This is a genomic window from Pseudomonas sp. MPB26 (genome assembly GCF_046605355.1).
In the GTDB taxonomy this organism is placed as follows: domain Bacteria; phylum Pseudomonadota; class Gammaproteobacteria; order Pseudomonadales; family Pseudomonadaceae; genus Aquipseudomonas; species Aquipseudomonas cedrina.
Map to the genome: position 1 here is coordinate 2,112,655 of NZ_CP176793.1, position 23,191 is coordinate 2,135,845.

Here is a 23,191-nt window from a genome sequence, read left to right on the forward strand (position 1 = left end):
AGAGGAACAGAATCCCTGGGGCCGTGGCGCGCAGCCACGGCCACCAGAGTTATCAGCGCTTGGTGTTGGAACGGATGTTCCAGCCAAACTTGATCGGGCCGCCGTCTTTGGTGCCGTCGGCCTTTTGCGGCTGGTAGTCGACCATCACTTGGGCAAAGTTCAGGGTGACGTTCTCGGTCAGGCGATCTTCGCCGCCCGAACCGCCGGTGCTCAGGGACGTGACCAGCACTTCTTCCAGGTTGATCACCATGTACTCGACCTGGCTTTCGCCACCGGCCTTGCGCACGGTGAGCTTGACCTTGTCGATGTGCTTGCCGCTGGCGCAGTGCATCATCAGGTTGGGCGAAGCCTTGTCGACGTACTTGGTCAGCGACAGGTCCTGGATATTCACCTTGCCCGCGCCACCGCCACCGCCGACGTGCATGTTGCCGGACTGGGCCATGCCCCAGCTCCAGCTCAGTACGTCGATTTCGTCCTTGTGGGCCTTGTCCATGGACTCGCCCTTGATGTCGCCGATCTTGATGAAAATATCAACAGCCATGATTTCTCCCTGTGTGGCACGGGCCACTTGATTTGGTGATCGTTCCCACGCTCTGCGTGGTAACGCATCCTGTGACGCTCTGCGTCATTGGGACGCGGAGCGTCCCGGGCGGCATTCCCACGCGGAGCGTGGGAACGAGCGAGCCGGTTCAAAAATTATTTATGCGCTTTTCGCCGAAGGCAACTTCGATACCAGGCGCAGCGACACCGTCAGCCCTTCAAGCTGGTAGTGCGGGCGCAGGTAGAACTTGGAGTTGTAGTAACCCGGGTTGCCTTCCACTTCTTCCACGATCACCTCGGCAGCCGCCAATGGGTGCTGGGCCTTGGTGGTCTCGGTGGAGTGCGCAGGGTCACCGTCGACGTAGTTGAGGATCCAGTCCTGCAACCAGCGCTGCATCTCGTCCTTCTCTTTGAAGGAACCGATCTTGTCGCGCACGATGCACTTCAAGTAGTGCGCGAAACGGCACGTGGCGAACAGGTACGGCAGGCGCGCGGCCAGGTTGGCGTTGGCGGTGGCGTCCGGGTCGTCGTATTCGGCCGGCTTCTGCAACGACTGCGCGCCAATGAACGCGGCAAAGTCGGTGTTTTTCTTGTGCAGCAGCGGCATGAAACCGTTCTTCGCCAGTTCCGCTTCACGGCGGTCGCTGATGGCGATTTCGGTCGGGCACTTCATGTCCACGCCACCGTCATCGGTAGGGAACGTGTGCGCCGGCAGGTTTTCCACTTCGCCGCCGGACTCGATGCCACGGATGCGCGAGCACCAGCCGTAGTGCTTGAACGAGCGGTTGATGTTCACCGCCATCGCGTACGCGGCGTTGGCCCAGGTGTACTTGGAGCTGTCGGCGCCGTCGGTGTTTTCTTCGAAGGCGAAGGCTTCCACCGGGTCAGTCTTGGCGCCGTACGGCAGGCGCGCCAGGAAGCGCGGCATGGTCAGGCCGATGTAGCGCGCGTCTTCCGATTCACGCAGCGAGCGCCAGCCGGCGTATTCCGGGGTGGTGAAGATCTTGGTCAGGTCGCGCGGGTTCGACAGTTCCTGCCACGAGCCCATGCCCATCACGGTCGGCGAGGCCGCGGCGATGAACGGCGAGTGCATGGCGGCGCAGACTTTCGACAGCTCCCCCAGCAGTTCCACGTCGGGTGGCGACTGATCGAAGTAGTAGTCGCCTACCAGGCAGCCGTAGGGTTCGCCGCCGAACTGGCCGTATTCTTCTTCGTACATCTTCTTGAAGATCGGGCTCTGGTCCCACGCGGTGCCCTTGAATTTCTTCAGGGTCTTGTGCAGTTCCGGCTTGGCGATGTTGAGCACGCGGATCTTGAGTTGCTCATCGCTCTCGGTGTTGTTGACCAGGTAGTGCAGGCCACGCCAGGCGCTTTCCAATTGCTGGAAATCCGGGTGATGGATGATCTGGTTGACCTGGGCGGTCAGCTTGGCGTCAATGGCGGCGATGATCGATTCGATCGACTTGATCGCGTCATTGGACACCAGGTCGGTCTGTGCCAGGGCCTGTTCGGCCAGGGTGCGCACAGCGGTTTCCACGGCTTCGCGGGCACGCTCGGTCTTGGGTTTGAATTCTTGCATCAGCAAGGATGCGAACTCGCTGGTTTCTTCGGTAGCGCCCAGGTTCAGCGCGCCTTCGCGAACGGTATTGTCGGTCATGATTACTGATCCCCTGCAGGCTTGGGCGCGCTGGCAAGTGCCTGAAGCAGTGCCGGGTCCTTGATCGCCTTCATGATGATTTCTTCAGCGCCGGTCTTGCCGTCCATGTAGGTCAGCAGGTTGGCCAACTGGGTACGGGCTTCGAGCAACTGGTTCAGCGAGTCGACCTTGCGGGCCACGGCGGCCGGGCTGAAGTCGTCCATGCTTTCGAAGGTGATGTCCAGGCTCAGGTTGCCTTCGCCGGTCAGCTCGTTGGGTACGTGGAACGCCACGCGCGGCTGCATGGCCTTGAGGCGCGAGTCGAAGTTGTCGACGTCCACTTCAAGGAACTTGCGGTCGGCCACCGGCGCCAACGGCTCGGCAGGCTTGCCGGCGAGGTCGGCCATCACACCCATCACGAAGGGCAGCTGGACCTTTTTCTCGGCGCCGTAAAGCTCGACGTCGTACTCGATCTGCACTCGAGGCGCGCGGTTGCGCGCGATGAATTTCTGAGAACTTTGCTTCGCCACGTTGCTGCTCCTGGTCGCTTAGCGACGGTGTTGTTACTGCACAGTCGGGCGGTTTACTCGCCGTCCGGGCCGCGCAGGTTTTCAAATTGGGACATGCCATCGGGAATCAGATTGCGCACGATGGCCGCGAAGTCGGCGTGCACCAGATTTTTCGCCCGGTTCAACAGCACCGGCAGCGGGCTCGAGGGCTCGTGCCGGGTGTAGTACGCAAGGATCTTGTCGAGGCTGCGCAACACGTCATCGCGGCTGGCGATATCACCGGCCGGGCGTGGTGCGGCGGGGGCGGGGGCGAAATCGACCGAGGGGGCATGGTCGTCACTGACCGCCTCGGATTCACTGCTGCTGTCGCTGCCCGGCACCGCTTGATTGAGTATCTGCAACGCCTGCTTGAGCGGTTGCTTCAAGGCCGTGAGGTCCACGCCCTGGGCGGAACCGACCTGCTCATTGACTTGTTGCTCGATGGCTTCGCACGCCGCACGCGCTGCACTCAAGGCGTCGCGGGTGGCTTGCAGGTGCTCGGGGTCGCTGTCGAGGAATGCGGCGTTGAGTTGCTGGGCGCCGAGTTGCTCATCGGGGAAGCTCAGCAGGCCACTGGCATTGAGCGCCGCGCGCAGGCTCACGGGACCGAAGGTGCGCGAGCGCGTGAGGATGCTCTCGCGCAGCAGGCGAACGTTGGTGTCGCAGGTCATGCCTGTGAGCGCGTTGATGCGCACGGTGGGGTCGTTATCGTCGTCGGCGTCCAGGCGCGGGTGCAGGTCGGCCCAGTAGTCGCGCAGCAACGCGTTGATCAGCGTGAGGACTTCGGCCAGGCCGGCCACGCCTTGGAGTGCGAGGGAGCTTTGCAGCAGGAAATGGGTGATGCGCAAGTCTTTGCTGCGCGCCAGCAAGTCCAGGCTTTGCTGCTGGATGCTGCGCCATTCCGGCGGTTCGGCGGGCAGGATCGAATCGCCCATGCTGCGCTCGGGCTGGCCCTTGGCATCACGTTCCAATTGCAGAAATTGCGCGTCATATTCCATGTCTTCGCCACAGGGCGAAGTCGCGGAAACGGCGGTGAGCAGCAACGGCACATCCACTGAAATCGATCTCCCTATCGGCCCGTTAAATGGCGGGCGGTTCATGCATTAGTTGCGTGAGGAACTTTGCATGTTTTCTTGGTCATATAAACAAGGCGCCACTAATGTGCCATCATTGGAATGCAAGAAGTTGTGCATTTTTGGTGTAGTACTTATGCCTTGTCAAGGTAAGCTATTCGCCCTGTGTGACAGATGTGCGGTGCTTAACAACCTGTGCGACTGGCGGGTCGAACGACGCACCGGGGCAGGATTTTTGTCATAGAGGCCAGTTAAGATCAGCGATCATGCTGACATTGGCAGGTTTGGACGGTCGACTGCTCGACCGGATGGGGATATCCCGGGAAGCGCTGTCCCGGGAATCGACCGCGCGCGAAGTATCAGCAAGGAGGCAAGATGTCGCTGTGTTTGACTATCACTAGTTATCACAAGATTACCCCTGGGCAGTGCTCCGAAAAGTCCATCAATCAGGGCTCGATGGCTATCGGCCGCAGCTCGGATAATGATTGGGTACTGCCAGACCCAGAGCGCCTGGTCTCCTCGCAACATTGCGTTATTCAATACAAAGACGGCCGTTATTACCTGACCGATAACAGTACTAATGGTGTGGAGTTGGTAAAAGCCGGTGTTCGTATGCGTCGGGGCAACAGCGAGCCGTTGCAGGATGGCGAGCTGATCCGTATCGGCGATTACGAGATCCAGGCGCGTATCGATTTCAACGTACAGGCTGTTGCAAGCCAGTCGTTTGCCGGCGAATCACCCAATAGCTTTGAAGCGCTGATGGGCGCCGTGGTGAGCCCGCCCACGCCTGTGCCGGTGATAGCGCCGCAGTTCCAGGGTGCGTCCTCGATGGACACGCTGCCGGATCTGTTTGATTTCCTCAGCCCCACCACCGTGCCGCCACCCACCGTGGCGGACCACGTGCCCAGCGAACAACACGATTTCCGCCCGCCAACGCCGCTCAGCGTGCCGGTGGAACAGGCGCCTGTGGCGTCAGGCGTGGTGATTCCCGAGGATTGGGACCTGTTTGGCGACGCGCCTGCTCCGGTGGTCAGCGCACCATCACCACCGCCTGCGCCGGTCATCCAGCCGCCACCCGTGGTCGAGCCCGTGCTCCCCGTGGCGGACAGCCAGCAACCCGACCTGCTGCAAGCCTTCCTGCGCGGCGCCGGCCTCGACCAACTGCGCCTGGACAAGGCTCAGGCTGAGGCCCAGATGGAGAGCATCGGCCGCAGCTACCGCTTGATGGTCGAAGGCCTGATCGACGTGTTGCGTGCCCGCGCCAGCCTCAAGGGCGAGTTCCGCATGCAGCAGACGATGATCCAGCCCGCGGAAAACAATCCGTTGAAATTCGCCCCGAATGCCGACGAAGCGTTACTGCTGTTACTACGTCACGGCAACCAGGCGTTTATGGCGCCGGACCTCGCCGTGCGCGACAGTTTCAACGACCTGCGCGCGCACCAATTGGCTGTGATGGCCGGCGTGGAGGCGGCGATCAAGCACCTGCTCAGCCGCTTCGAGCCGGCGCAACTGGAAGAGCGCATGGGCAAGCCCGGCGGGCTGTCGAGCCTCTTCAACGGCTCGCGCCAGGCCCAGTACTGGCAGCAGTTCACCGAGCTCTACAGCAATATTTCCCGTGAGGCCCAGGAAGATTTCCAAGACCTGTTCGGCCGTGAATTCAGCCGGGCCTACGAAGAACACAGCGCCCGACAGCGTCGGTAAACGCGCCGCAACCCATGGATTGACGGATAGCCAAGTACGTCATTGAGGACGCAGGATGATTCCCAGGTTTTTACTCGCAGTTGCCACACTGCTTCTGCTGACGGCGTGTGCCAAAGACGCCGCCAAACCCGAAGCGGCTGCGCAAGCAGAAGCAGACACGGCCGCCGTCGAGCTGCATTTTCACGCGATCAGCGGGCTCAACCCCGGTGCCGATGGCCAGGCCGCGCCGGTGCGGGTGCGCATTTTCGAGCTGAAAAACGCCGCCACGTTCGCCCGTTCCGATTACTTCGCCCTGGCGGACCGCGCGCAATCGACCCTGGGCCTGGACCTGCTGGACCAGGACGAAGTGGTGGTGCAGCCCGGCGCGCAACTGAGCGTCCAGCGCGACCTCGACCCGTCCACGCGCCAGATCGGGCTGTTGGTGGGTTATCGAGAGTTGGACCGCGCGCAATGGCGCACGGTCATCAACGTGCCCGCGCGCCAATACACCGAATACCAGATCAGCCTCGATGTGCGTGCCGTGCGCGCCGACATCGTGGCCTCCCCATCCAGCCCTGCCCAATAAGAAGCAATCGGAGCTCCCATGTCCTGGAACAATCGCGTGGTCTGGTCGGAAGGCATGTTCATCGGAACGCAGCACTTCCAGCAGCATGACCGTTACCTGGAAAACCTGATCGACGCCCGTAGCCGTCCGCTGTGCGCAGGCGCCTGGGGGTTTTCCGAGTTGCTGATCGACCAGGGCCTGCTGGCCCAGGGCAAGCTGGCAATCGTCTCGGCACGCGGCCTGTTACCCGACGGCACGCCGTTCAATATTCCCCAGGATGACCTGGCGCCGAGCCCGCTGAATATCGACGACAACCTGCGCGACGGCCTGGTGTACCTGGCCCTGCCGCTCAAGCGCGCCGGCGCCCGCGATACCGTGGAGGAAGGCGAAGCCCTGGAAGCCGCGCGTTACGTGAGCCAGGTACGCGAAGTGCGTGATGACAATGCACCGTTCGAAAACCGCGCGCCGGTGGCCGTCGGTTCACGTGCCCTGCGCTTGCTGACCGCCCAGGATGGCATCAGCGACTACGCCGCCGTGGGTCTGGTGCGCATCAAGGAAAAACGCGCCGACCGCGCGCTGGTGCTCGACGACACTTACATTGCGCCCGTACTCGACGTGGCCGCGAGCAAGCCGCTGACCGCGTTTCGCAGTGAATTGCTCGGCCTGCTGCACCAGCGCGGCGAAGCCCTGGCCGGCCGCGTGGTTGCGTCGGGCGCCGGTGGTGCGTCGGAGATTGCCGATTTCATGCTGCTGCAGCTGGTCAACCGTGCGCAACCGCTGGTCCAGCATTTGAGCCAACTGAGCCCGTTGCACCCCGAGCGCTTCTACAGCGAACTGGTCAGCCTGGCCGGCGAGTTCTCGACCTTTTCGACCTCGGGCCGCCGCCCCCAGGAATACCCGCAGTACCAGCATGACGACCTGGCCCTGAGTTTTGCTCCAGTGATGGCCGCGCTGCGTGAAGCGCTGTCGATGCTGATCGACAGCAAGGCCACGCCGATCCCGATTGTCGAGAAAGCCTACGGCGTCCACGTGGCCATGCTGGCCGACAAAACCTTGCTCGACAGCGCCAGTTTCATTCTGGTGGTGCGTGCCGATGTGCCCGGCGAAACCCTGCGCGCGCGTTTCGGCCAGCAGAGCAAAGTCGGCTCGGTGGAACACATCCGCGACCTGGTCAACCTGCAACTGCCGGGCATCAGCCTGTTGCCGTTGCCGGTGGCGCCACGCCAGCTGCCGTACCACGCGGGCTCGACCTATTACGAGCTCGATCGCGGTAGCGAGCACTGGCAACAGCTGAGCAATTCCGGCGGTTTCGCTTTCCACATCGCCGGGCAGTTCCCGGGCTTGAACCTGGCCTTCTGGGCGATCCGAGGATAATCCGCGATGCACCCCAACGACGATGACCGCACCCAGTTCATGCCGCGTCCGGGTGGCCGGGCGCCGGAACCTGCGCGTGCCGAGCCTGCGCCTTTGGCGATGCCGGCCGCGCCGATGCTCACCGGCAAGAGCCACGGCCTGAACCCGCTGGAAAGCGCCGCCGGCCCGCTGCTTGCCTTGCTGACGCGCCTGCGCAACACCATCGCCCATCCGGCGCCGGCCAGCCTGCGTGCGCAGTTGCTGGCCTACCTGCGCCAGTTCGAAGAGCGCGCCGAAGCCGCCGGCATCGCCCGCAACGAAGTGCTGCTGGCGCGCTACGCGCTGTGCACCGCGCTGGATGAAGCGGTGTTGAGCACGCCCTGGGGCAGCACCAGTGACTGGGGTAAACAAAGCTTGCTGATCACCGTGCACAACGAAGCCTGGGGCGGCGAAAAGGTCTTCCAGCTGCTTGAGCACTGCCTGCAAAGCCCGCGCGAACGCCTCTACCTGCTGGAGCTGTTGTACCTGTGCATGTGCCTGGGTTTCGAAGGCCGCTATCGCGTGATGAACGACGGTCGCAGCCAGCTGGAGGCCCTGCGCGAACGCACCGCCGCGGCCATTCGCAGCGCCCGTGGCGAACACGAGCGCGAACTGTCGCCGCACTGGCGCGGCGTGACCGTGGCGCGCGATCGCCTGGCGCAGTTCATGCCGCCCTGGATCGCTGTGGCCATTGGCCTGGCGCTGCTGTTGGCGTTGCTGTTTGTCTTGCGCCTGTTGCTGGCGGCGGATGCCGAGCCGGTATTCAAGAATATCCATGCGCTGGGCGAAATCCCGGTGCAGGCCATCGACCGTCCAGTGGCGCAGCCCAAAGTCATCGAGCGGCCGCGCCTGGCGGGCTTCCTCGCTGAAGAAATCAAGGCCGGCCGCGTCGCCGTGGAAGATAAGGTCGACCGCTCGGTGGTGACCATTCGTGGCGATGAACTGTTCGCCTCCGCCAGCGCCAGCATCGTCGACGATTATCAGCCACTGATGCTGCGCATCGCCGACGCCATACGCAAGGTCAAGGGCCAGGTGCGCGTCACCGGGCACAGCGACAACCGCCCGATTGCCACGCTGCGCTTTCCGTCCAACTGGGCCTTGTCCGAAGCACGGGCCAAGTCGGTGCTGGACATTCTGGCGGCCAAGACCGGCCAGGCCGATCGCTTCAGTGCCGAGGGCCGCAGCGACACCGAGCCATTGGCGACCAACGCAACAGCCGAAGGCCGTGCCCGCAATCGTCGGGTTGAAATCACCGTATTGGCGGAGGGCGTCGAGTGAAGGCGTTGTTCAGTTTCATGATTCGCTGGGTGATTCCCGTGCTGGGCCTGATTGCCCTGAGCCTGATCATCTGGTTTGTCGGGCCATTGCTGGATGTGCTGGTGCCGGAAGGACGCCGCTGGGCGCTGATCGCCCTGGTGTTTGCGCTGTGGATCGCCTACCGCGTGTTCCGCATCGTCCAGGCGCAGCGTCAGGCCGCCGAAGTGATGCGCAGCCTGGCCGCCGAAACCCCGGCAGACCCGAACAGCGTCGCCACGGCCGAAGAACTCACCACGCTGCGCCAGCGTATGGACGAGGCTCTGGCGCTGCTGAAAAAGGCCAAGCTCGGTGGCGATGAGCGCCGCAACCTTTATGAGCTGCCGTGGTACGTAATCATCGGCCCACCGGGCTCGGGCAAGACCACGGCGCTGGTCAATTCGGGGCTGCATTTCCCGCTGGCCGCGCAATTGGGCGCAGGTGCCGTGCGTGGCGTTGGCGGTACGCGCAACTGCGACTGGTGGTTCACCGACCAAGCCGTATTGCTCGACACGGCAGGCCGCTACACCACCCAGGACAGCAACTCCACGGTGGATAAAGCCGCGTGGCTGGGCTTTCTCGACCTGCTGAAAAAGCAGCGCTCGCGACGGCCCATCGACGGTGCATTCATTGCCATCAGCCTCTCGGACTTGCTGCTCGGCACCGACGCCGAGCGCGCCGCCCACGCCGCGGCGATCCGCCTGCGCATCCAGGAGCTGTACACCCACCTGGGCGTGCGCTTCCCGATCTACCTGATGCTGACCAAGCTTGACCTGGTGCCGGGCTTCATGGAGTTCTTCGACAACCTGAGCAAGGAAGACCGCGCCCAGGTCTGGGGCATGACCTTTGCCCTGGATGACGGCAAAAACAGCGACAGCCCGTTGGCGCACCTGCAAAGCGAATTCGCCGGCCTGGAGCAGCGCCTCAACGAACGCCTGGTGGAACGCCTGCAACAGGAACGCGACCCGGCGCGGCGCGACCTGATCTACGGCTTCCCGCAACAGTTCGGGGCATTGAAGGATTGCCTGCAAAGCTTCCTCGAAGGCGTGTTCAAGCCCAATGCCTTTGAAGAGCGCGTGTTGCTGCGCGGTGTGTACTTCACCAGCGGCACCCAGGAAGGCAGCCCGATCGACCGTCTGATCGGCGCGATGGCCCAGAGCATGAACCTGGACCGCCAGCACCTGGCGCGCCAGAGCGGCACCGGGCGCAGCTACTTCATCGAAAAGCTGTTCACCGCCGTGGCGTTTGCCGAACGCGGCTTGGTGGGGGTGAACCCCAAGGTCGAACGGCGCCGCAAATGGATTGCGCGTGGGGTGCTGGCCGCCACCGTGGCATTGGTCGTGGTGGTCAGCGGCCTGTGGTGGGTGAGTTATCGCGCTAACCAGGCGTATATCGCGCAAGTCGACCAGAAGGTCGCGCCGCTGGGCCAGGCCGTGCAGAACCTGAGCCCGGCGCAGCGTGAAGTGCTTGCGGTGCTGCCATTGCTCAACGCGGTGAAGAACCTGGCGGGCGACTCGCCAAGCTGGTCCGAAGGCCTCGGCCTGTATCAGGGCGACATGCTTGAAGCCGAGTCCGCCAGTGTCTACCGCAAGCTGTTGATTGCCGTGTTCGCGCCCCGCCTGGTGACGCGCATCGAAGAACAACTGCACGGCGGCGGCAATTCCGACTTCCTCTACGAAGGCCTCAAGGCCTACTTGATGCTCGCCGACACCGAGCATTATGACCCGGACTTCATCAAGGCCTGGATCGCCCTGGACTGGGACCGCAACCTGCCGCGCGACCTGCCGGCCGATCAGCGCCAGGCGTTGGCCGGGCACTTGCAGGCCCTGTTTGAGCGCCATCCGCCGAGTGCGCGCCTCGACCCGCGCCTGATCGACGACCTGCGCCGCCAACTGCAACAGCTGCCGGTGGCGCAACGCGTCTACGACCGGGTCAAACGCCAGAAACTGCCCGAAGGCATTCCAGACTTTCGCATCAACGAAGCCGCCGGCCGTGATGCGGCACTGGTGTTCAGCCGCAAGAGCGGCAAGCCATTGGGCGAGCCGCTGAGTGGGTTCTTCACCGCCAAGGGCTATCGCCAGGCATTCCTGTTGAGCAGCTTGAACCAGACCGGCACCCTCGCTGAAGAGCAATGGGTGCTCGGCCAGGAGCAGGCCGACCAGCAGAACGTAGCCAGCCTGGCCGCCGATGTGCGCCGCCTGTATTTCCAGGATTACCAGCGCCAGTGGGACGCCTTGCTGGCGGACATCGACTTTGTGCCGATCACCAGCGTGGCCCAGGCGGCCGATGTGCTGCGGGTGATTTCCGGCCCCACGTCCCCGCTGAAAAAACTGCTGGTGGCCGTGGCAAAGGAAACCGATCTGCAAGCTGAAGAACGCCAATTGGTCGCCAAAGGCGTGCCGGTGGAAGGCGGCGTCGACAAGCTCAAGGAGCGCCTCGGCAGCCTGCTCGGCCAGGAACAACCGAGCGCCAATGCACCTGCCGCCATGGATGACCCGGTGACGGCACACTTTGCCGAACTCAACAGCATTGTCAGCAAAAACGAAGGCGAACCGGCAGCCATCGACGGCCTGCTCACGGACATGAACGCGCTGTATGTGCAGGTCAGCGCCATGGTCGGTGCCAGCGGCGATGCCTTGCTGGGCGAGGCGAAGAACCAGGCGGCGGCTGCCGCGACGCGGGTCAGCCTGAATGCCGAACGCCAGCCGCCGCTGGTGCAGGGCATGGTCAAGTCGGTGGTCAATTCCACCACCAACAGCATGATGGGCGGGGTACGCAACCAGCTGAACGCAGCCTGGGTCAGCGAAGTGGTCAACGTGTATCGCCAGTCCCTGGCCGGGCGTTACCCGATGTCGCCGGGCAGTGCGCGTGACGCCACCCTGGATGACTTCGGTCAGTTCTTCGGCGTGGGCGGGGTGATGGATAACTACTTCCGCAAATACCTGCAACCCTACGTGGATACTTCGGCGCAGACCTGGCGCTGGCAGCCGGGCGCGGCGCAGAAGCTGGGGATTGCACCGGGTGTGCTGCAAACCTTCCAGCGTGCCGCGACGATTCGTGACGCGTTCTTCAGGTCGGGGGGCACCCAGCCCATCGTGCGTTTCGAACTCAAGCCCGTGTCGATGGACCCAACCATCACCCAGTTCCTGCTGGACCTGGACGGCCAGCAGTTGAGCTACGACCACGGCCCGAGTCGCCCGGTGGCGATGCAGTGGCCGAACCCCGGCAGCATTGGCGTGGTGCGCATTTCGATCATGCCGCCCTCGGCCAGCGGCCGCTCCGGCGTGACCCTGGACGGGCCGTGGGCCTGGTTCCGCCTGCTGGAGCAATCTGATCTCACCGCCGGCAATTCGCCGGACCGCTTCAACCTGCGCCTGCGCGTCGACGGTGCGAGCATCGCCTACGAGCTGCGCGCCAACAGCGCCTTCAACCCGTTCAAGAGCCGCGTGCTCAGTGGCTTCAGCCTGCCGGAGCGGCTATGACGGCGCTGGGTTTCTACGGCAAGTTGGCCAGTCGTGGGGATTTCGTCAGCCGTGCCTTGCCCCGGAGTTTTGTCGGCCCGTGGGACAGCTGGCTGGCGGCGGGGCTGCTCGCCAGCCAGAACAGCCTCGGCGGCGAGTGGCTCGACGTGTACCTGGTCAGCCCGTTGTGGCGCTTTGTGCTGGCGCCGGGCGTGTGCGGGCCGGACGCGGCGGCGGGCGTGGTGATGCCGAGCATCGACCGCGTCGGACGGTATTTTCCGCTGGCGGTGGTGGCTTTGCTCGATCACGACACCAACCCGGCATCCTTGGTGGGCGGGCCCGACACGTGGTTCGAACAGGCCGAAGCGTTGCTGCTCAGCACCCTGGATGCAGGCGCGACCTTCGAACAGTTCAATGAAGGCCTCGATAACTTGGGCCTGCCAGCCACTGAACCGCGTGCGGTGGACAGCCGCTTCGCCGGCCTGCAACGCATGGCCGCTACCGAGCCGCATCAGCGCCTGGCCGCGCTGGCGGAGCAGGCCTGCGAGGGTGCGAGCTTGTGGTGGGGCCGTGGTTCGCAGCGTATTTCCCCCGGTTTATTGCGGTGTCAGGGCCTGCCTGCCGCTGGCGATTTTGCGCAGTTTTTGCTCGGACAAGAAGGTGTGGTGTAGATGGGCGCGACGTACAAATCCGCGAGCAAAAGCCATGTGGGCATGGTGCGCCAGGTCAACGAAGATGCTTGCCTGGACCTGCCGGAGAATCGCCTGTGGGTGGTGGCAGACGGCATGGGCGGGCACGCCGCGGGCGATTACGTCAGCAGCCTGATCGTCGACAGCCTGCGCAGTGTGCCGCTGGGGCGTTCTTTGGAGGAATACTCGGCAGCGTTGCGCAACGACCTGATCCGCATCAACGCCGCCGTGCGCGAAGAAACCGCCAACCGTGGCGTGAGCATGATGGGCAGCACCGTGGTGCTGCTTGCCGCCCGGGGCTTGCGCGGCGTGTGCCTGTGGGCCGGCGACAGTCGCCTGTACCGCCTGCGCGACGGGGTGTTGGAGAGTCTTTCGCGCGATCACAGTTATGTGCAGGACTTGCAAGACAGCGGCCTGCTCAGCGAGGCCGACGCCCGCAGCCATCCGCGCGCCAATATCGTCACCCGCGCCGTGGGGGTGGAAGCCCAGCTTGAGGTAGCGGTGCTCGACCTGTTGATCGCCCCCGGTGACAGTTACCTGCTGTGCAGCGATGGTCTGAACAAGACCGTCGAAGACCATGAAATTCGCGAAGTCCTCAGCCATGATGCGCCGGATGAAATCGTGCGCAGCCTGGTGCACCTGGGGCTCAACCGGGGCGCGCCGGATAACATCACCGCCATCGTCGTGAAGGTATCGTCATGAACATCGTCATCCCTGGTTATGACATCGAAGGCGAGATCGGCGAAGGCGCCATGGCCAGCGTCTACTTGGCGACCCAGCGTTCGCTGGAACGCAAGGTGGCGTTGAAAGTGATGGCGGCGGCGCTGGCGGCCGACCCGACCTTTTGCGAGCGTTTCCTGCGTGAGGGCAAGACCCTGGCGCGCCTGTCGCACCCGCACACCGTGACCATCCATGACATCGGCAACGTCGGTGAGCTGTATTACATGGCCATGGAATACCTGCCCAACGGCACGCTCAAGGAGCGCATTGCCGCCGGCCTGACGCCGGAACAGGGTGTGACGCTGATCCGCCAGATTGCCTCGGCGCTGGGCTATGCCCATGCCCAAGGCCTGGTGCACCGCGATGTGAAACCGGCGAACATTCTGTTCCGCGCCGATGGCACGGCGGTGTTGTCGGACTTCGGCATCGCCAAGTCACTGGATGACCGCACCCAATTCACCCAGGCCGGGTTCGCCGTGGGCACGCCGAGCTATATGAGCCCGGAACAGGCGCGGGGCCAGGAGATCGATGGCCGCGCGGACCTGTATGCGCTGGGCGTGGTGCTCTACGAGATTCTGGTCGGCGAGCTGCCTTACCGTGGCACCGATGCGCTTTCGACGGCGCTCGCGCACCTGACTGAGCCGTTGCCGGAATTGCCGGTGCACCACGGCCGCTACCAGGAGGTGCTGCGCAAGTTGCTGGCCAAGGACCCGGCGGAGCGTTTCCCGGATGCGGCGGCGTTGCTGCGGGCTCTGGATAACCTGCCGGGGGAGTCGCCGGAGGCCACCCTGGTGCGGCCGCTGCCAACCCCGATGACGTTTGATCTGGCCGGCATTACCCCGGAGTCCATCGAGATCCCCACCGACAAACCCCAGGCGGCGCGCCAGCCGGTGGTGACACCGACGCAGCACCCTGCGGTGTCCGAGCAGCGCCGTGGGCCGATGTTGGCGTTGGCCGCCGTTGCAGTGGCGGTGGCGTTGGCCATTGGTGGCGCCAGTTATTGGTGGTTGAGCGCCGGCGATGAGCCTGCCAAGCCGCCCGCTGCGGTGCTGCCGAAAGTGACGCCACCACCGCCACCACCGCCTGCGGTCGCTGAAGTCGACGGCGGTCAGCGCCCGTTGTTGATGGCGGGCAAGAAGACCCTGTTTCAACGCGTCCTCAGCAAACCGGGGGCGAAGCTCTCGAGTGAAGCGGGCAGCGCCGCCGGCAAAACCCTGCCGGCGTTCTCGGTGCTCTACGTTTACCAGCGCAAAGACGTCAACGGCAGCCCGTGGGTGCGTGTCGGTGCTGCCACCGACGGGCGCAGCGATGGTTGGCTGCCGGCGGCTCAGGTCAGCGACTGGAAGCAGAGCCTGGTATTGACGTTCACCGAACGCTCGGGCCGGGCGCCGGTGATGTTCCTGCGCCAATCCAGCGAAGTGGAAAAACTGCTGGCCGATCCTGCGGCGGCCAAAGGTGCATTGGCCAAGGCGCAGAAGAACAGCGAAGACAATAATCAGATTCTCGCCCTGGAGCCGACCGCCAGCGCGGTGCCGCAGAACCAGTTCTACCTGCTGCCGATCTTCGACTCCAAAGAGAGCTTCGACGAGAACGGCCAGCCGGTGCAGTTGCTCAATGTGGCCTCCATCGATCCCGGCAGCAGCGCCGCCAAACCGTCCACGCCAGTGATCAATGCGAACGCCGACGCGTTTCGCACTGCCGTCGTTTTGGTGGTCGATACCACCGTGTCGATGCAGCCCTACATCGACCAGATCCGCGACGTGGTGCACGAACTGCAAACCCGCATCGGCGAGCGCGGCGAGTTGGACAGCGTCAGTTTCGGCATGGTGGGTTTTCGCAACAGCATCAAGAAGACCCCAGGCCTGGAGTACGTGGCCAAGACCTTGATCACCCTCGACCAGGGCCGCGATCCGCAACGCTTCCTCGACATGGCGCGCCAGGTCAAGGCGTCCAGCGTGTCGAGCCATTCGTTCAACGAAGATGCGTTCGCCGGGGTGATGCAAGCGGTGAACGGCATGGATTGGTCCGGTTACGGCGGGCGCATCATCCTGCTGGTCACCGATGCCGGTGCACTGCGCAAGAACGACCCGTTTGCCACGACCCAAATGAACGAAGCCGAAGTGCGCCAGGCTGCGCTGGGCAAGCAGATCAAAATCTACGCCCTGCATCTGCGCACCGACGCCGGCAAGAAAACCCATGCCGGCGCCGAGAGCCAGTACCGTATCCTCACCGCCGACACCAACCCGCAGATCGGCGACCTCTACACGCCGGTGCCCGGTGGCGACGTGCGCAAGTTGGGGGAGCGCGTGGATGAGATCGGCACGGTGTTCGCCAACCTCGTGCACCAGGTGCGCAGCAATACGCCGCAACCGGTGCCGTTGCTGAACAGCGCGCCTAGCCTTGCGGATAAATCCGCGGCGGTCGGCTATGCCATGCACATGGATTTCCTCGGTCGCAAAAGCGCGAGCCAGGCACCGCAACTGGTCAGCGCCTGGACCGCCGACCGCGACCTGACCAACCCGGCGCTGCCGGCGTTCCAGGTGTGCGTGATGCTGACCAAATTGCAGCTCAACGACCTGCAGCAGTCGCTGAAGCTGATCGTCGATGCCGCGCGCAAGACCCAGACGTCACCCAAGGATTTCTTCCAGGAAATCGCCAGCGCTTCGGCCTACATGAGCCGCGATCCGCAGGCCTTGCGCAAGGGCGGTAACCTGGCCGACGGCGGCATTCTTGGCGAATACCTGGAAGGCCTGCCGTACCGCAGCAAGTCGTTGAACATGACCCAGGACCTGTGGTTGTCGTTGAGCGTGGCCGAGCAGGAAGACTTCATCGACGAGCTGGATTCGAAAATCCGCCTGTATGAAACCTTCCATAACGACCTGGCCAACTGGGTCCGTTTCGGCGACGCCGAACCGGGCGATGCGTTGTACCGCGTGCCGTTGTCGACGCTGCCGTGATGTTGAACCTGAGCGCGGTGCACAAGAGCCGGGGCGTCGGTAGCCAGCGCTACAGCCTGGTGATCCCGGCGCTGGCGCTGCGTGCGGGTGAGCAAGTGGCGATTGTCGGGCCGAGCGGCTGTGGCAAGAGCACCTTGCTGGACTTGTTGGCGCTGGTATTGGCGCCGGATCAGGTCGGGCAATTTGAATTCAACCGGCAGGACATCGCCGGGTTGTGGCGGGCGGATAAGCAATCCAACTTGGCCGCGCTGCGCAGCGAGCATTTGGGCTATGTGCTGCAAACCGGTGGCTTGCTGGGCTTTCTCGATGTGCGCGGCAATATCGCGCTGTCCCGGCAACTGCTGGGCTTGAAGGACGACGGCAGCGTGGCGCGCCTGGCCGAGCAATTGGAGATCAGCGATCAGTTGGCCAAGAAACCGGCTGCGCTTTCCGTGGGCCAACGCCAGCGGGTCAGCTGTGCCCGTGCGTTGGCCCATGCGCCGCAACTGGTGCTGGCGGACGAACCGACGGCGTCACTCGACCCCTTGAACGCCGAGCGCGTGATGCACGCCTTGCTCGCCCAGGCCCGCGAACACCGTGCCGCCTGTGTGATCGCTACCCATGACGAGCCGCTAGCCCGCGCCAGTGGCTTGCAGGTTCGGCGCATCAGTTGCCGTCGCGACACCGACGGCGGCGTCACCGCCACCCTCGGGGAGGCGTGCTGATGCGCATCGGTCTGGTGGCGTCGCTGGCCTGGCAGGACTATCGCAACGATGCCTGGCTGTCCGCCTGTTCGGTATTGGCGCTGGTCGCCGTTATCGCGCCGTTGCTGGTGTTATTCGGCCTGAAGTTTGGACTGGTTAGCAGTTTGACCGAACGTTTGCAGACCGATCCCGCCACCCGTGAAATTATTCCGCTGGGCGGTGGTCGATTCAGCAGCGGTTTTATCGAGCAACTCGGCCAGCGCGCCGATGTGGCGTTCGCCATACCGCGTACGCGGCAGATTGCGGCGACGGCGCAGGTGGGCACGTTGGCCCTGGAAATGCTGCCGACTGCGACCGGCGACCCATTGCTCGCCGGCCTACCGGTGCCAAAGGGCCTGGATCAGATTGTGTTGAGCCACACCGCCGCCGAGAAGCTGGCGGCGCGGCCTGGGGATTGGCTGCAAAGCAGCTTTGCGCGGCAAGTGGCGGGGCGCGTGGAGGCCCAGCGCACGCGCGTGCAGGTGCTGGCGATCTTGCCGTTGGAAGCCTTTGCCCGTGACGGTTTGTTTGCCGACTTGCGCCTGCTGGAAGCCGTTGAAGATTACCGCGATGGCCGTGCAGTGCCGACATTGGGGTGGGCCGGCGATGAGGTGGGTGTGAGCGAGCAGCGTGTGTATCCGGCGTTTCGCCTGTATGCCCGCAGCCTCACCGACGTGGAGCCGCTGCGCGTGTTTTTCGCCGGGCAGAATCTGCTGGTGTCGACCCAGGCGCAGACTATTGCGCAGGTGCAGTCGTTGAGCCGCAATCTGTCGATTGTGTTTTGGGTAATCTGTGGGCTGGCGTTGGCGGGGGCATTCGCGGCTATCTTTGCTGGCGCGCTGGCTGCGGTGGCGCGCAAGCGGCGGGAATTGTCGGTGTTGCGCCTGTTGGGGGTTTCCACCGGTGGGCTGTTATTGTTTGTGGTGTTGCAGGCGCTCTATAGCGCAGGCTTTGCCGCCGTGCTCAGCGCCGGGCTGTATGGCCTGGCCGAGGCGAGCTTGAATAAATTATTCGTGCAGGTGCCGGGCGAACACGCCAGCCGCCTGCTGGCGCATCATTACGGCCTGGCCCTGGTTGCAGTCCTCGGCGTCAGCGCCGTGGCGGCGGCCTGTGGCGGTTGGCGAGTGGCGCGTATCCAGGCTTCTGAAGGAATCAGAGATGTATAAGTTACTGGGCGCCTGTGTGGCGCTGACCTTGGCTTCGATGGCCTGGGCCGATGAAGCGAGCGACAAGCTCGACAACCCCAGGCCGTTGCCGGATGACGTGAGCCTGCCGCTGCCGTGCGAAGGCAATATGGTGTTCCGCTATGCCTACGTATTGGCCCAGGGCACGCTGGACGACCGCGAGATCAGCCTCGGCTACCCGTTTGCCGAAGGTGAGGCGGGCTACCAGCAGTCGTTTATTTCCGGTTACCGCCGCGACTTTATCAACGGCCAGTTCACCCTCAAGGACTTGCCCAAGGACTGGAATAAAGTCATCGCGCCCTTGATGCCGAAGACCGATGCCAAGACCCCGCTCAAGCCGATGCTGTATTTCATCGGCAAGTACGAAGTGACTGCGCGCCAATATGCCCAAGTCATGTCCCAGGCGCAGTCCCTGGCCAGTGGCGAACCGGCGCCGGCGTGCGATGCACCCACCGGCATGGCTGGGCGCTTGCCCAAGGTGAAGCTGTCGCGCTTTGAGGCTGAGCGCTTCTCGGCGGTGTACAGCGCCTGGTTGATGAAATACCACCGCGAGCTGTTGCCGGTGAGTGGGCGCGGTTCGTCGGCCGAAGACGGCGGCCTGGGTTTCGTGCGCCTGCCTACCGAAGTGGAATGGGAATTCGCCGCACGCGGTGGCCAGGCCGTGAGCCGTCAGGACCTGGAAGGGCGGCTGTTCCCGCGCCGCGTCGAAGGCAGCGAAAGCGACGGCCCGCTCGGCGATTACGCCGTGTTCAATCAGGTCGCCGGCGGCACCGGCCAGGCCGCGCGCCTGATGCCCATCGGCACCAAATTGCCCAACCCGATCGGCCTGTTCGATGTGATCGGCAACGCGGCGGAAATGGTCCAGGAGTCGTTCCAACTGGTGCACGCCGGGCGTCGCCAGGGCACCTATGGCGGCTTTGTGGTCAAGGGCGGCAATTACCTGGAAGGCGAGGGCACGTTGTTCACCGGCATGCGTCGTGAGTACCCGTTGTTTGCCGCCGATGGCACCGAGCAAAGCAACGAGACCACCGGTTTTCGCGTGGCGATTGGCGCGCTGTCGGCGCCGCGTTCGCGTTACAAGGAACTGTTCGCCCAGTGGCAGAAAGAAGGCCGTCTGGCGTCACTGACCGATGCCATCGATGACGCCCAGGACCCGACCAAGCGCCTGGACAGCATCATCGCCGCCAGCGTCGACCCCAAGCTGCAAGCCGAGTTGGGGCTGGTCAACGAAGAGCTCAAGCGCAACGTCTCGCTGATCGCCCAGCAACGCGAGGAAGCGGCGGGCAACCTGATTCAGTCGGCCGCCCTGGTGGCGGAGACCATCGCCAACTACAACATCCGCCTGGCCAACCTGCAAAAGAGCCGACAGCAGGCCATCGACGCCAAGGATGAGCCCAGCGCGAAGCTGTTTGACATAGCCCTTGCCAATGGCCGCAGCGCCCTCGACGGCGCGGTGGCGATCTATATCGACAACCTGGCCACCGGCACGCGCTACACCGATGCGGTGATCCAGGCGCAGTTTCAACGGATCAAGGAAGAGTTGGATCGCAAGCCTGTGCTCGGCAAGAGCCTGGTAACGCGCGCAACACTGTTCGTTCGCCATGTCGGCGACTACCGCAAGCAACAGCGGGCCGACCCGGCAACGATCTTGAAGGAATTGCTCGCAGCGAGCGGTCAGCGATGATCGCTGGCTGTATGGCGAGCTTGGAAGGGACTCAGACGGCGGTGGGCCGTGCTGGGCAAGTCAAACTTAAACGAGAACACACCTATGCTTTTTTCCCGTAAGGCGGTTTCCAAGCGTCACTTGCTGCTGATCGCGGCCGGTTTCAGCACTGTGCTGACCGGTTGCGCCACGTCGCCGGCCTCCAAGGTCGCGTCGAGCACCAAGGTCGAGTACTACCCCAACTGCTACGAGCCGGTGCAGCACTTGCGTGCGACCGATTCGAACATGACCCAGTCGGTCGTGACCGGCGCGGCCATCGGCGCGGCGGGCGGTGCACTGCTCGGTGCGTTGACCGGCGACAAAGAAAAGCGTGGCCGTAACGCGGCCATCGGTGCCGCTGGCGGCGCCCTCGCAGGCGGCGCAGCGGGTTACTACACCGAGCGTCAGAAGCAGATCGCCGACGACAACCAGCGCATTGCTTCCTATGCCGCTGACGTGAACAAAAGCGCCTCCGACATCGACCGCAGCACCGCTTACGCCAAGGCGTCGCAGCAGTGCTATCAGAGTGCGTTCACCAAGCTGGTGGCCGACCGCAAAGCCAAGACTGTCAACGACAGCGAAGGCCGCAAGCGCCTGGCGGAAATTGTGTCGGGCCTGAAAGAGTCCAATGACCTGATCGTCGCGGTCAACGGCAAAGCCGCCGAAGACCTCAACAACTACACCCAGGCCTATGAGAAAGACCTGCAGCAAGTCGGCGTGCAACGTGCCGATGTCGTCACCGTCGCCACCGCCGACACCACACCGGTGACTCCGCCGGCCAAAGGCAAGAAAATCGTCAAACCGGCGAAAAAGAAAGAATTGCCAGTGGTGCCACAAGAAGCAGTGACCACCGAGAAGAGCCTCCAGACCGTGCAGGCCAAGCAAGCTGAAAGCAAACAGGTTGCCAGCGCGGGTGATTCGCAGCTCAAACTCAACTGCACCAATCCAAACCTGGCCGACTGGGCGCCAGTGCCGTGCCCTAACGTTTAAGTAACATGCTGCTATAAGCGTCAAACGCCAGCCGATCTTCCGCTAATGCGCAAGATCGGTGGCGTTCTTTTTGAAAATCATTAAACTGCTGCGGCCACTCAATAATTACACCGAGGCCGTGTGCATGAAATTTCGTCTTCTGCTGTGGGTGCTGGGCCTGATGATGGGCAAAGCCAGCCGCACCAATCCTGCCTTCCAGCAGCAACTGGGTGACAAAGACCTGGCCTTCCAGCTGCAGACCCTCGACGGCAAGGTTGCACGCCACTTCATCGTCAAAGACCAGCGCATCACCAGCCGCTCGGGTGTCCACCCTGCGCCGGCGTTTGCTATTGCCTTCAAGGATGCCGCCTATGGCTTCGCCACGATGCAGGCGAAGAACAAGCAATTGGCGTTCATGACGGGAATTCAGGACAAATCGATCCAGATCAAGGGCAACCCGGCGCTGGTGATCTGGTTCCAGGGGTTGACCAAGTATTTGAGGCCGAAGAAAAAGAAGTAGGGCTTCAGTCAGACCGAGTTGAATTCATCGCAGGCAAGCCAGCTCCCACAGGTGACGGTGTTCCCACTTTGGAATGCGGTCAATTGTGGGAGCTGGCTTGCCTGCGATAGCGGTCTGACAGGCGACGGATTCAGCCCTGACTGAACTGCGAAGCCAGCTCCCGCAACAACACCTCTGCATCCAACACCTTGCCAACCACTTCTTCAGCCTTGTCACGGCTCAACCCCAACCGCTCCAGCAGCGCATCCGGAATTGCTTCATCCGGCCCCGAGCCGATGCCGCGGCTGCGCAACAGGCGCACGGCCAGGCACACCAGGTTCGGGTACTCGGCATATTGGCCGTCGTACGTCGGGTCGTGCTGGAAGCGCAGGGCGGTGGACAGTTCGTCCGGCATGTCCCAGTAGCGCATCAGCCAGGCGCCGATCTGTTCGCGGCTGATGCCCAGCAAGTGTTGCTCGACGTAGCTGTGGCACAGGTGCGGGTTGACTTCCAGGTGCCGGCAGATCAGCGAGAAGTGCGGCGGGAACACGTGGGCCAGCAGCAGATAACCGAAGTTGTGCAGCAGGCCGGCCAGGTAGGTCAGGCCGGCTTCCGGGCGCTGCGCGCGGGGCATGGCGCGGGTCAGGCCTTCGATCACGGCGGCGGTGTAGATGGATTGGTGCCAGTACGGCGTGGCCTGGTGCGGGTGGTCCTTGGGCAGGCTCAGGGTCTTACCCAAGGCCAGGCCCAGCGCCAGGTTGATCACCAGGTCAAAACCCAGCACGCGCACGATCGCGTCTTCCACGGAGCGGATCTTGCCCGGCGAGGCGTAGTACGGTGACGCCGCCCAGCTCACGACCTGCGCGGCCAACGCGGGGTCGGTTTCCACCACGCTGGTGATGTCATCAATGGTGGCGTTGGGGTCGACACGCAGCTTGATGATCTTTTGCGCGGTATCCGCCAGCGGTGGGATCTCGATCGTCGCTTCCAGGCGCTGCTGGATACGGCGCGCGGTGAACGCCTGCATCGCCTGGGTGATTTCCTCGCGGTCATCGTTCGGACGGTCGAGGTTGGGACGAATGTTGCTCAGCGGCTCGCCAAAATGCGCGGCGCTGGCCTTGGTGAGCATGGTCTTGAAGGCGTCGCTGGGGATGTCCAGCAGTAACCCGGCTTCGCCCGAGTGCACCAGCAGGCTCGGCTCGTCGAGCAGGCTGCCTTCGTACAGGCACGGCGAACTGGTGAGGGGCGGCAGGCCTGGCAGCAGGCTCAGGTCATGCTTGTCCAACATGCGCCTGACGCGATCCGGCGACACGGCCGTGAGGCGTCGCCCGGTGAGCTCGGTGAGGCGGTTGAGGTCGAGCAACTGGCTCTGCGGAAATAGCACCATCAGCGCACCCACCGCGTCTTCCAGCAAAACGGCCTGGACCTTTCGTGCAGGATTCAGGCCCGGTAGATCGGCGACTTCCGCGTAGGGGACGGCGAGTTTTGCGAGCAGAGCCCGAATGACCGGCGGGGCGGTCAGTGGGGCTGTGGCGAGGGCAACTTCTGACATGGCCTGATC

The 23,191-nt window shown here is 63.6% G+C and carries 18 protein-coding genes; 13 read left to right on the top strand and 5 right to left on the bottom strand.

Annotated elements, in window-relative coordinates:
* Positions 1-52 precede the first annotated feature (52 nt).
* The 4 genes from ACLH0H_RS09665 to tssA form a co-directional block, all read right to left on the bottom strand.
* Positions 53-541: an Hcp family type VI secretion system effector gene (locus ACLH0H_RS09665; protein ID WP_076952066.1), complete on the bottom strand. Its 489-nt coding sequence runs from the start codon at positions 539-541 to the stop codon at positions 53-55.
* Between the two features lie 159 nt (positions 542-700).
* On the bottom strand, positions 701-2,197 hold the full coding sequence (gene tssC, locus ACLH0H_RS09670) for a type VI secretion system contractile sheath large subunit (protein WP_411381842.1): 1,497 nt from the start codon (positions 2,195-2,197) through the stop codon (positions 701-703).
* A 2-nt stretch (positions 2,198-2,199) separates the two neighbouring features.
* Positions 2,200-2,706: a type VI secretion system contractile sheath small subunit gene (tssB, locus tag ACLH0H_RS09675; RefSeq protein WP_010207547.1), complete on the bottom strand. Its 507-nt coding sequence runs from the start codon at positions 2,704-2,706 to the stop codon at positions 2,200-2,202.
* 53 nt (positions 2,707-2,759) lie between these two features.
* Positions 2,760-3,779, bottom strand: a complete 1,020-nt coding sequence (gene tssA / locus ACLH0H_RS09680) for a type VI secretion system protein TssA (RefSeq protein ID WP_411381843.1) — start codon at positions 3,777-3,779, stop codon at positions 2,760-2,762.
* 393 nt (positions 3,780-4,172) lie between these two features.
* On the opposite strand from tssA, the gene tagH reads away from it, so the two are divergent.
* The 13 genes from tagH (at position 4,173) to ACLH0H_RS09745 (ending at position 21,651) form a co-directional block, all read left to right on the top strand.
* A complete protein-coding gene (tagH, locus tag ACLH0H_RS09685; RefSeq protein ID WP_411381844.1) occupies positions 4,173-5,498 on the top strand; it encodes a type VI secretion system-associated FHA domain protein TagH in 1,326 nt (441 codons plus the stop codon).
* Positions 5,499-5,553: 55 nt separating this feature from the next.
* The gene (gene tssJ, locus ACLH0H_RS09690; RefSeq protein ID WP_411381845.1) at positions 5,554-6,063 is read left to right on the top strand and encodes a type VI secretion system lipoprotein TssJ; all 510 of its coding nucleotides are present in this window, start codon (positions 5,554-5,556) and stop codon (positions 6,061-6,063) included.
* 18 nt (positions 6,064-6,081) lie between these two features.
* The gene (tssK, locus tag ACLH0H_RS09695; RefSeq protein WP_411381846.1) at positions 6,082-7,416 is read left to right on the top strand and encodes a type VI secretion system baseplate subunit TssK; all 1,335 of its coding nucleotides are present in this window, start codon (positions 6,082-6,084) and stop codon (positions 7,414-7,416) included.
* Between the two features lie 6 nt (positions 7,417-7,422).
* Positions 7,423-8,712 carry a DotU family type VI secretion system protein gene (locus ACLH0H_RS09700; RefSeq protein ID WP_186686280.1) on the top strand — a complete coding sequence of 430 codons (1,290 nt, stop codon included), beginning with the start codon at positions 7,423-7,425 and terminating at the stop codon, positions 8,710-8,712.
* Positions 8,709-12,209, top strand: a complete 3,501-nt coding sequence (tssM, locus tag ACLH0H_RS09705) for a type VI secretion system membrane subunit TssM (RefSeq protein WP_411381847.1) — start codon at positions 8,709-8,711, stop codon at positions 12,207-12,209. Before ACLH0H_RS09700 ends, tssM begins: the two co-directional genes overlap by 4 nt.
* Positions 12,206-12,859 (top strand): type VI secretion system-associated protein TagF, encoded by a 654-nt coding sequence (tagF, locus tag ACLH0H_RS09710; protein WP_411381848.1) that lies wholly within the window; start codon positions 12,206-12,208, stop codon positions 12,857-12,859. The genes tssM and tagF overlap by 4 nt, the downstream gene beginning before the upstream one ends.
* Positions 12,860-13,579: a PP2C family protein-serine/threonine phosphatase gene (locus tag ACLH0H_RS09715; RefSeq protein WP_411381849.1), complete on the top strand. Its 720-nt coding sequence runs from the start codon at positions 12,860-12,862 to the stop codon at positions 13,577-13,579.
* Positions 13,576-16,554 carry a serine/threonine-protein kinase gene (locus tag ACLH0H_RS09720; RefSeq protein ID WP_411381850.1) on the top strand — a complete coding sequence of 993 codons (2,979 nt, stop codon included), beginning with the start codon at positions 13,576-13,578 and terminating at the stop codon, positions 16,552-16,554. Before ACLH0H_RS09715 ends, ACLH0H_RS09720 begins: the two co-directional genes overlap by 4 nt.
* Positions 16,554-17,258 (top strand): ABC transporter ATP-binding protein, encoded by a 705-nt coding sequence (locus ACLH0H_RS09725; RefSeq protein ID WP_411381851.1) that lies wholly within the window; start codon positions 16,554-16,556, stop codon positions 17,256-17,258. Before ACLH0H_RS09720 ends, ACLH0H_RS09725 begins: the two co-directional genes overlap by 1 nt.
* The gene (locus ACLH0H_RS09730) at positions 17,258-18,442 is read left to right on the top strand and encodes an ABC transporter permease (protein ID WP_411381852.1); all 1,185 of its coding nucleotides are present in this window, start codon (positions 17,258-17,260) and stop codon (positions 18,440-18,442) included. Before ACLH0H_RS09725 ends, ACLH0H_RS09730 begins: the two co-directional genes overlap by 1 nt.
* Positions 18,435-20,144, top strand: a complete 1,710-nt coding sequence (locus ACLH0H_RS09735; RefSeq protein WP_411381853.1) for a formylglycine-generating enzyme family protein — start codon at positions 18,435-18,437, stop codon at positions 20,142-20,144. Before ACLH0H_RS09730 ends, ACLH0H_RS09735 begins: the two co-directional genes overlap by 8 nt.
* 84 nt (positions 20,145-20,228) lie before the next feature.
* Complete coding sequence (gene tagQ, locus ACLH0H_RS09740) at positions 20,229-21,152, top strand: type VI secretion system-associated lipoprotein TagQ (protein WP_411381854.1); 924 nt, start codon at positions 20,229-20,231, stop codon at positions 21,150-21,152.
* A gap of 124 nt (positions 21,153-21,276) precedes the next feature.
* Positions 21,277-21,651, top strand: a complete 375-nt coding sequence (locus ACLH0H_RS09745; protein WP_057006710.1) for a hypothetical protein — start codon at positions 21,277-21,279, stop codon at positions 21,649-21,651.
* Between the two features lie 130 nt (positions 21,652-21,781).
* Here ACLH0H_RS09745 and ACLH0H_RS09750 read toward each other — a convergent pair whose 3' ends face one another.
* Positions 21,782-23,182, bottom strand: coding sequence for an aminoacyl-tRNA deacylase and HDOD domain-containing protein (locus ACLH0H_RS09750; protein ID WP_076952051.1), 1,401 nt, complete (start codon positions 23,180-23,182; stop codon positions 21,782-21,784).
* Positions 23,183-23,191: the final 9 nt, after the last annotated feature.

What these genes read in the sequence shown, in the direction of transcription:
- ACLH0H_RS09715 (WP_411381849.1), top strand. Translation starts at nt 12,860, where the DNA reads ATGGGCGCGACGTACAAATCCGCGAGCAAAAGCCATGTGGGCATGGTG.
- ACLH0H_RS09735 (WP_411381853.1), top strand. Translation starts at nt 18,435, where the DNA reads ATGTATAAGTTACTGGGCGCCTGTGTGGCGCTGACCTTGGCTTCGATG.
- tagH (WP_411381844.1), top strand. Translation starts at nt 4,173, where the DNA reads ATGTCGCTGTGTTTGACTATCACTAGTTATCACAAGATTACCCCTGGG.
- ACLH0H_RS09720 (WP_411381850.1), top strand. Translation starts at nt 13,576, where the DNA reads ATGAACATCGTCATCCCTGGTTATGACATCGAAGGCGAGATCGGCGAA.
- tssK (WP_411381846.1), top strand. Translation starts at nt 6,082, where the DNA reads ATGTCCTGGAACAATCGCGTGGTCTGGTCGGAAGGCATGTTCATCGGA.
- ACLH0H_RS09745 (WP_057006710.1), top strand. Translation starts at nt 21,277, where the DNA reads ATGAAATTTCGTCTTCTGCTGTGGGTGCTGGGCCTGATGATGGGCAAA.
- tagQ (WP_411381854.1), top strand. Translation starts at nt 20,229, where the DNA reads ATGCTTTTTTCCCGTAAGGCGGTTTCCAAGCGTCACTTGCTGCTGATC.
- ACLH0H_RS09725 (WP_411381851.1), top strand. Translation starts at nt 16,554, where the DNA reads ATGTTGAACCTGAGCGCGGTGCACAAGAGCCGGGGCGTCGGTAGCCAG.
- tagF (WP_411381848.1), top strand. Translation starts at nt 12,206, where the DNA reads ATGACGGCGCTGGGTTTCTACGGCAAGTTGGCCAGTCGTGGGGATTTC.
- tssJ (WP_411381845.1), top strand. Translation starts at nt 5,554, where the DNA reads ATGATTCCCAGGTTTTTACTCGCAGTTGCCACACTGCTTCTGCTGACG.
- ACLH0H_RS09665 (WP_076952066.1), bottom strand. Translation starts at nt 541, where the DNA reads ATGGCTGTTGATATTTTCATCAAGATCGGCGACATCAAGGGCGAGTCC.
- tssC (WP_411381842.1), bottom strand. Translation starts at nt 2,197, where the DNA reads ATGACCGACAATACCGTTCGCGAAGGCGCGCTGAACCTGGGCGCTACC.
- ACLH0H_RS09700 (WP_186686280.1), top strand. Translation starts at nt 7,423, where the DNA reads ATGCACCCCAACGACGATGACCGCACCCAGTTCATGCCGCGTCCGGGT.
- ACLH0H_RS09730 (WP_411381852.1), top strand. Translation starts at nt 17,258, where the DNA reads ATGCGCATCGGTCTGGTGGCGTCGCTGGCCTGGCAGGACTATCGCAAC.
- ACLH0H_RS09750 (WP_076952051.1), bottom strand. Translation starts at nt 23,182, where the DNA reads ATGTCAGAAGTTGCCCTCGCCACAGCCCCACTGACCGCCCCGCCGGTC.